At 63.3% G+C, this 8,907-nt stretch carries 5 protein-coding genes and 1 pseudogene; 3 read left to right on the top strand and 3 right to left on the bottom strand.

Annotation, left to right across the window (positions count from 1 at the left end):
• The 3 genes and pseudogenes from QX094_RS33515 to QX094_RS33505 form a co-directional block, all read right to left on the bottom strand.
• A pseudogene (locus QX094_RS33515) lies at positions 1-728 on the bottom strand (cytochrome c3 family protein); the annotation flags it as partial.
• A 490-nt stretch (positions 729-1,218) separates the two neighbouring features.
• Positions 1,219-2,577 carry a cytochrome c3 family protein gene (locus tag QX094_RS33510; protein ID WP_316175942.1) on the bottom strand — a complete coding sequence of 453 codons (1,359 nt, stop codon included), beginning with the start codon at positions 2,575-2,577 and terminating at the stop codon, positions 1,219-1,221.
• Between the two features lie 12 nt (positions 2,578-2,589).
• On the bottom strand, positions 2,590-3,468 hold the full coding sequence (locus tag QX094_RS33505; RefSeq protein ID WP_316165079.1) for a pyridine nucleotide-disulfide oxidoreductase: 879 nt from the start codon (positions 3,466-3,468) through the stop codon (positions 2,590-2,592).
• A gap of 358 nt (positions 3,469-3,826) precedes the next feature.
• Between QX094_RS33505 and QX094_RS33500 the strand changes: the two genes are divergently transcribed.
• The 3 genes from QX094_RS33500 (at position 3,827) to QX094_RS33490 (ending at position 8,905) form a co-directional block, all read left to right on the top strand.
• Positions 3,827-5,128: an NAD(P)-binding domain-containing protein gene (locus tag QX094_RS33500; RefSeq protein ID WP_315717738.1), complete on the top strand. Its 1,302-nt coding sequence runs from the start codon at positions 3,827-3,829 to the stop codon at positions 5,126-5,128.
• Positions 5,115-6,617, top strand: coding sequence for an ankyrin repeat domain-containing protein (locus QX094_RS33495; RefSeq protein WP_315769961.1), 1,503 nt, complete (start codon positions 5,115-5,117; stop codon positions 6,615-6,617). Before QX094_RS33500 ends, QX094_RS33495 begins: the two co-directional genes overlap by 14 nt.
• 299 nt (positions 6,618-6,916) lie before the next feature.
• Positions 6,917-8,905 (top strand): heme lyase CcmF/NrfE family subunit, encoded by a 1,989-nt coding sequence (locus QX094_RS33490; RefSeq protein ID WP_315717736.1) that lies wholly within the window; start codon positions 6,917-6,919, stop codon positions 8,903-8,905.
• Positions 8,906-8,907: the final 2 nt, after the last annotated feature.

Genomic DNA, 8,907 nt, shown 5'->3' with positions numbered 1-8,907 from the left:
CACTGCAGCGTCCCGGTCGGGATGTGCGGCGGCGTGGTCATGCCCTGCGCGGTCTTGCCGTTGTGGCAGGTCGCGCAATTGGTGTCGGTCGCGGCGTGCTTGAACGCCGCACCGCCGAAGCTCGCCGTGCTGGTGTGACAGGACTCGCACGGCAGATTGGTCTGGAGATGGTTGCTGGACTTGCCGCGCGCCGTCGTCCCGTTGTGGCAGTTGGCGCAACCGGCGACAATGCCGGCGTGGTCCATCTTCATTCTGATGCGAAAGCTCGCCGTCGACCTGTGGCACACATCGCATGGCGCCGTCGTCGTGATGTGATTCTTCGACTTGCCTCGTGCCATCACGCCGTTATGGCAGGTCGTACATGACGCCTTCGCCTGGGTATGATCGATCGCCCGAACGTCCTTCCATGTCGAGGTCTGGTGGCAGCTCTCACATCGCCTCGTGGACATCGGGTGGTTGACCGACATGCCCGCCGTCTGCGCGCCGTTGTGGCAACTGGCGCACTGCGTCTGCGTGCCCTTGAACCGCCCGCCGACGTGACAGGACGAGCACTCCACCCCGACATGGCTTCCGGTCAGCGGAAAACCTGTCGAGGCATGGTCGAATGAGCTCTGCGCGGCAGCATGCCCTGCCAACACGAGAGCGAGCAGCATACAGGCGAGCAGCCACTGCACCATACGGTGCGAGGCTCGCGCCACCAGCCCCAGCTTGCTGTAGCAGCTGCTCAACTCCAACTCCGCTCTTCACTCTCGACTCGATCGCCAGCCGGACATCCGACGGAGACCGGCCGACCCCAATCCAGCCGAGACCGTTGAGCGTCCGCTGCTCGGCGGTCGCCCCGACAAATCCAAGACACCCTTGCGGATTTCCCCTACGGCCCGGCGGCACGTCTTCCCCAGCCACCGAATACTCGGAACGCTCCGTGCTCCCTTGATCGAGCGCTGCATCGATCGGGCGACGACGGCGTCATCGGCCAGATCACGCAGCCTTCGCTACGCCTACGACAGGGCTTCCAGAGACGCGCAAAGCTGGCCCAAAACTGGGCCAAGCTGAACTCAAGCTGAATGGAGGTTAAGGTTTCTGACGTCGCGCGCGCGCAATGGTCCCGCAAGCTCATCACGCAAGCTATTGATCTGCATGCGAACTGATAGCCGCTGCGAGCCGATGTCAGCTCGACACGATCTCAGACGCCGTGTGCGGCCAACGCAGCCGTTCGAATCAGTTCCTGATCTGAACGTTGCGCCATCCCGTTGCGACATGGCAGCGCTCGCACGTCTGACCGAAGGTGCCATTGTGCACGTCCGAGCTGCGATGACAGCTGAAGCAATCCATCGGCAACTTCAGATCCGGCGGCGACTTGGCCTTGTGACAGGCCTCGCACGTGATCTTCTGGTGGACACCGACCAGCGGGAATCGTGTCTGCCGCGCGTGATCGAAACGCCAAAGCCGCCACCCATTCGGATTGTGACAGCTGGCGCACCGCCCTCCAAGCTTCCCCTGGTGGAAATCCTTGTGGCAGCTTTCGCAGGCCATCGGCGTATTCTTGTAGGTCGGCGTCCGGTGGCACTCCTCGCAAGGCACCGACTTGTGCAGACCTATCAACGGAAAACGCGTAATCTCATGATCGAAGGTGAGCTTCTTCCGCCAGCCCGCATCGCTATGGCACGTCTCGCAGCGTTCGCCGAGCTTGCCCTGATGCGGATCCTGCTTGCGGTGACAGGACACGCATGACGTCGCGAGCTTGTCCCGATAGAGATCACCCGTATGGCAGCTCTCACACTTCACCTTGGCATGCGCATTTCGCAGCGGGAAGCGGGTCTTGTCGTGATTGAAGCGGACCGTCTTCCATTTCTCCTGATCGTGACACGTCTCGCACTTGTCGCCGAAGCGGCCGCCATGGACGTCCTGAAGACGGTGGCATGAGCCGCACGACGTCTGCAGATCCTTGTATTGCTCGCCGGAGTGGCACGTCGCACAAGCGACCGACTTGTGAGCGCCCACGAGGGGAAACCGGGTCTTCGTGTGGTCGAACTCCTTGGTCGCGCGCCATTTCACCGCCGTGTGGCAGTTCTCGCAGCGTTCACCAAGCCGGCCGCGATGCGGATCGAGCGCCTTGTGACACTCGAAGCAGGTCGAGGGCGTGTTGCGGAACTTCACCTTCGCGACGTGACATCCCGCACAAGGCACGGTCTTGTGCGCATCGACCAGCCGGTAGTTCGTCATATCGTGGTTGAAGGTTTCCTTGTCGAGCTGGACGATGTCGGTTCCACGCCCCTTGTGGTCGGTGTGACACTGCCTGCACTCCTGGCTCAGCGCCGCCTGGTCGCGTCCGTGCAGGCGCTCACGCTGCCTGCGATCGACGGCAATCTCCTTGTGGCAATCGAGGCAGAGGCCCGACTGTGCCTTCCGGGTATAGGCTTCGTGGCACTTTCCGCATTCGCTCTCGAGCTTGGCATGCTTCTCGGCCAGCGGGCCGGGCATGACCAGCTTTTCCAGCAACGTCTGTGCTCGAACTCCGGCCGACAGCATGGCAACGCCGGCCAGGACGGCGACAACGACCGCAACACGCCACCGCATCACGCAACTCCGTCAATAGTGATGGACGGCCCAGACATGAACGACGCCCGCCAGCAGCATGAGAAAAAACAGCGGCAGATGAAGCACATGCCACAGCGAAAACAATCGTTCGAAGAACGTCAGCTCAGCGGCCTTGCGCACTGCGGCGGCGTAGCGCCGCACCACCTCCTCGATTCGCTTCTCGCGACGCCGTCGCTCGGACCACGACCATCGCGCGCGCTTGGCTTCGGCGCGAATGAGGCGGCGCGCTTCCGCAACCACATTGGCGCGCAGCCGCCTCGTCCGCGCTGCGATGACCGCGCCGGTTCGCAGGCTGCCCAGCGCAGTTCGCGGCACCTTGTTGTCGAGCCCCTTGCTGAAGGCAGCCAGCTCCCGCGACACGAACGAGACGGCCTGCATCTCCTCACCGAGCTCCGTTCGCATTGCCTCGGCCTCGGCGAGCAGCTCCTTGACACGCGCTCTCCCGCCATGGAGGCCCATATGGATCTTGCCATAGATGTAACGGCCGATCACGCCGCTGATCGCCACGATCAGCATGGTGAAGAATGCCACGTTGCTGTTGAGCGCCCCCAGTTGGAAATTCGCATGGAATAGGATGAGCACGGGACCAATGACGCCGAGCAGCATGTGGGTCCTGAACCAGAACGGCACCGAGCCGATGCCGCGCAGCGACTTGAAGCGCTTACGCATCGAATAGGCCAGCAGCGACAGCATGGCGACGCTGCCGTAGATCCCGAGCCAGTATCCGGTGCCGGAGCCCGGCGTAATATACTCCTCCTCCTTCTGCAGCCACCCGACGGCAATCGCTCCGAGGACGATGACCGTGATGACGACCGGAATGGTTCCTCGAAGAGGATTGCCGCTCGCGCGAGCGACCGCTGCTCTGCTCATGACCTCGACGTTTCCTGTGAATCCCGAATGCCGGATCGGCGGAAGCCAGACCCGTTCGCGGAGCCCCGGATCTCAGTCGAGAGAGAACTTAGTGATAACCACTTGCAACAACCCTCTCCGTCTTCCGACACCGACGTCATTAGTCCGAAATCAGTGCGAGCCATATTTCCGCCGACGGCATCTGTTCAACGAATGATCCAATCCTGGTCTCCAAGACGTCAGATCATTCTGGAATTTCTATGTCGGCATCTCTTGAGAGGAATTTGCATCTAGCACCGCATCCGACCTTTTCACGCGGAGTTCGCGGTCGGCGACTCTCTATCTTCCGCTGTTAGTTCGTAAGAAAGAGAGAGACGACATGGCGATCGATCTCCTGATTGTCTACGCCGCGCCAATGCTCGGCGTCTGGGCCACTTACATGGCCGTGCGCAAGCGGAAGGAAATAAAGAGCGTCGCGAAGCTCTCGGCCGCCAAGGACGCCGGTCTTCTCGAGCCGGCATCGCTCCATCCCATCATCGATCCTGCCTTGTGCATCGGCTGTGGCTCATGCGTCAGGGCGTGTCCGGAGGGCGACATTCTCGGCCTGATCGGCGGCAAGGCGTCGCTGGTCGAGCCTTCGCATTGCATCGGACACGGCGCCTGCAAGGCGGTGTGCCCCGTGAACGCCATCACGCTGGTGTTCGGCACCGAAACGCGCGGCATCGACATTCCGAACGTGGACGAGGCGTTCCAGACCAACGTGCCCGGCATCTTCATCGCCGGAGAGCTCGGCGGGATGGGGCTGGTCCGCAACGCCATCGAGCAGGGACGCCAGGCGATCGACTCCGTCCGCAAGGTCAAGAACATCGGCAAGTCCGATATGCTCGACGTCGTGGTCGTCGGCTGCGGTCCGGCCGGACTCTCCGCCAGTCTCGCCTGCCTGCAGCATCGGCTGCGCTTCGTCACGCTCGAGCAGGACTCGCTCGGCGGCACCGTCGCGCACTTTCCCCGCGGCAAGCTGGTGATGACGGCACCTTTCACGCTGCCGCTCGCGGGCAAGTTCAACTTCAGAGAGCTCAGCAAGGAGCAGTTGATCGCCTTCTTCATGAGCATCGTGCGCAAATCCCGCCTCAAGGTGAACGTCGGCGAGCGCGTCGAGGCCGTCACGCGAGTCGGAGAAGGCTTCGACGTCAGGACGAACCGCGGCAGCTACAGAACGCATGCCGTGCTCCTGGCGATCGGGCGCCGCGGAACGCCGCGCAAGCTGGAGGCTCCAGGCGAAGAGCAGACCAAGGTCGTCTATCGACTGGTCGACCCCGAGCAGTATCGCGGCCAGCACGTGCTCGTCGTCGGCGGCGGCGACGCTGCATTGGAGGCCGCATGCTCCATCGCCGATGAGCCTGGAACGACGGTGACCCTGTCGCATCGCAGCGAGTCGTTCGGTCGCGCCAAGCTGAAGAACCGTCAACGGACGGAAGCAGCCGCGCAATCGGGCCGGCTCCGCGTCATCTACAATTCGTCAGTCAAACGGATCGGCGATGACGACGTCGAGATCGATGCCAATGGCAGCACGAGCACGATCCCAAACGATGCCGTCATCGTGTGTGTCGGCGGCATTCTGCCCACCGCATTCCTGAAGAGCATGGGTATCGAGGTCGAGACGAAATATGGCACGGCTTAAGTCCTCTCACGTCATCATCCCCCTGATCTGTCTCGTCGGCTCGACCGTGCCGTCGGTCGCCCCGGCCGGCGAAACGCCGGCCGGCGTGAGCTCCGAAGCATCCGCGAGCCAGGCGGCCGATGCCGCGATCCGCGCCGGACATCCCGAGGACGCACTGAAGCTGCTCGAGCGCGCCGCCAGCGCCGGCAATCCGGAGGCGCAGTACCGGCTTGCATCACTTTACCGCGCCGGTCTCGGCACCAGAGCAGACGACACGCTGGCGTTCAAATGGATGGAGGCAAGCGCAAGGAAGGGACACGTCAAGGCGCAGTATAATGTCGCAGCGATGTGGCTTGCGGGCCGCGGAACGCCGGCCGATCCCGACCGGGCGCGGGACTGGCTACGCAAGTCGGCGGCGGCCGGCTATCAGCCCGCCGAGCAGTTGCTGGCCGACATGGTCAACCGAAATGTGCGCCCGCGCGCCGGGGAGCCGGCGCGCGAAGCTGCGCGCAGGCCGCCCCCGACGCTCGATGCGCAGGCAGCCATGCGAAACGGCCATCCGGCCATCATCGACGCCGCCCTGCGCGGCCAGTTCGATCCGATGCGCCAGCTCATCGCTGCGAAGGCTGACGTCAACGCGGTCAACGAGGACGGCGATACGCCTCTGGCGATCGCTGCGGCCGCCGGGCATCTTCGGCTGGTGGAGCTCCTGCTCGCCTCGGGAGCCAATCCGAACACCAGCAACCGGCGCGGCGACACGCCATTGATGCTGGCAGCGGACAAGGATCATGGAGACATCATCAGACTGCTGCTGACCAAGGCGGCCGACCCGTCTGCAGCGCGTGCAGATGGCGCGACCGCACTACTGATGGCGCTCAGCCGCTGCAACGGCGCCGCTATCGCCGCGCTCCTCGACGGCGCCTCCGGCAGTCTGCCCGCGTTGGCAGACGGCCGGACCCCACTCATGGTCGCGGTCGCGTCGTGCCCCAATGGCCCGCTCGATCGGCAACTCGTTCAGAGATCCGACCTCAACGCCGCCGATGGGCAGGGCCGCACCGCACTCTGGCACGCGGCCGGCAATGGCAATACGCACGCGATCGGACAACTGATCCGCGCAGGTGCGGACGTCAACCGCGCGGACACCGACGACAAGACGCCGTTGCTGAATGCCATCGAGGGCCGCAGCGCCGCGGCCTCGCTGCTTCTGTTGGACCATGGGGCCGACCCGAAACGCGCGACAAGAGGCGGAAATACCGCTCTCATCCTCGCCGCGCGTGCCGGGCTTGCGGATGTCGTCAGTGAGCTTCTCAGGCGCAAGGCCGACCCGAACATGCGCAACGGCCAGGGCATGAGCGCGCTGATGATGGCGGCCCATGAGGGGAACATCGGCATTGCGCACAGCCTTCTCGCCGCCGGTGCCGAAAAGCAGTTGAGGAACAAGCGCCGCGAACGTGCCACGGACATCGCCGCTGCCAGCGGTCACGGCGATATCGCCAAGCTTCTGGAATAGCGGACGATTTCGTCTCGCCTTTCTGCCTATCATGCCGTCGACCTCGCGTTCGCCGCTCGACGGCGCGGCAGATGATTCGCGCGCTATATCTCAATGAATATAACACTAAGTACCAAGACGCCCCGATGATACCGCTCTCCGGCCGTGGGTGCGAATGAGTTGCAGTTACACTACGATGCACGTCGATGGATCATCATCATTCCGTACGAATGATGCCTCATTCGGCGCATTGATTGTCGGCGCATCACAGACACTTGATAGTTAGCTGCAGGAATATCCGCTGCAGTCGGAGATACCAAATGACAGCGGAGGTCGGATCGTTTGCGCTCATTCTCGCGCTCCTCGTATCGCTGGTGCAGTCGATCGTTCCGTTCGCAGCGCTGCGCCGCCAATCCGCGATGATCGCCGGCTTCGTTCGTCACGCTGCCTTGACTCAGTTTCTGTTTGTCGCGATCGCATTCGCATGCCTGACGTCGCTGTTCGTCCACTCCGACTTTTCGGTCCAGGTCGTCGCAGCGAATTCGCACACGCTGAAGCCGCTGCTTTACAAGGTCTCCGGAGTCTGGGGAAACCATGAGGGATCCATGCTGCTGTGGGTCCTGATCCTCTCCTTGTTCGGCGCGGCAGTTGCATTGTTCGGAACGAACCTTCCGGAGCGGCTGCAGAGCAACGTTCTCGGCGTGCACGGCATGATCGGCCTCGGCTTTCTGGCGTTCATCGTCTCGACGTCGAATCCGTTCGCGCGGCTGGTCGATGCTCCCCTCGAAGGCAACGGACTGAATCCGATTTTGCAGGATCCTGGCCTCGCCTTTCATCCACCGTTTCTGTATCTGGGTTACGTCGGCTTCTCGATGGCGTTCTCGTTCTCGGTCGCCGCGCTGATCGAGGGAAAGGTCGATGCCAGCTGGGCCCGCTGGGTCCGACCGTGGGTGCTCGCGGCCTGGTGCTTTCTCACGATTGGAATCACGCTGGGCAGCGCATGGGCGTACTACACGCTCGGCTGGGGCGGCTGGTGGTTCTGGGACCCCGTCGAGAACGCCTCCTTCATGCCGTGGCTTGCGGGGACTGCGCTCCTGCATTCCGCCCTGGTGGTCGAACGTCGGAGCGCCCTCCAGAGCTGGACGATCCTGCTGGGGATCGTGACCTTCTCATTGAGCCTGATCGGGACTTTCCTGGTGAGGTCCGGCGTGCTCACCAGCGTTCATGCCTTCGCACAGGACCCGTCGCGTGGCGCATTCATCCTGGCGCTCATCCTGGTGGCGACCGGCGGGGCGTTGACGCTGTATGCGATCAGAGCCCCAAGCCTGAAGCACGGTGCGCTGTTCGCAGCCGTCAGCCGGGAGAGCGGCCTCGTCCTCAACAATGTGCTGCTCACGGCAGCCGTGGCCACCGTGTTTCTCGGCACGTTCTACCCGCTCCTCGTCGACATGCTCGGAAACGACAAGATCTCCGTCGGTCCTCCCTACTACAACTTGACGTTCGTTCCGATCATGGTTCCGCTGCTGCTTGCCATGGTGATCGGCCCGGTTCTGAAATGGAAGCGCGATCTCCTCGTTGCGGCCCTGCAACGACTCCGCCTGGCCGGGGGACTTGCGGCATTCATTGCCGTCGCGATCCTCGTCGCGACGTTCGGACAGCGTTTCCTGGTTGCGTTCTTCTTCGGCATCGCCGTCTGGCTCGTGATCGGCTCGCTAATGGTGCTGGCTCATCGCGTCCGCCTCGGCATGACGACTCCCTTGGCGACCTCGCTCAACCTCGCGCGCACCACCCCGCTCGCGGTCTACGGCCTGGTGCTGGCCCATGCGGGAATGGGCGTCACCGTCGCAGGCATTACCGGGATGACCGCGTGGGCCAGCGAGAAGGTGCAAATGCTGCGGCCGGGCCAGAGCCTGCAGCTCGCGGGCTACGACATTAAGCTGCGCTCGATCGGAAAATTTCCAGGCCCCAACTACGAAGCCGAGCGTGGCACGTTCGACATCACGCGGAACGGCAAGCCGTTCACGCAGCTTTCCAGCGAGCGCCGCTTCTATCCCGTCAGACAGCAGCAGACGACCGCCGCTGGCATTCGAACCAACCTGATCTGGAACGTCTACGTGACGCTCGGTGATCCCGACGACAAGGGCGCGTGGGCGGTGCGCTGCTACTATCACCCTCTGGTGCCGCTGGTCTGGATCGGCGCACTGATGATGGCTTTCGGCGGCTTCATCTCGCTGGCCGACCGGAGATTTCGTGTCGGTGCTCCGCGACGGGCGATGCGGGCCGTACCGACTGCCGTTCCTGCTGAATAGGA

Source organism: Bradyrhizobium sp. SZCCHNS1050 (assembly GCF_032484785.1).
Taxonomy (GTDB): domain Bacteria; phylum Pseudomonadota; class Alphaproteobacteria; order Rhizobiales; family Xanthobacteraceae; genus Bradyrhizobium.
This window is presented reverse-complemented; position numbering and strand designations above follow the sequence as displayed.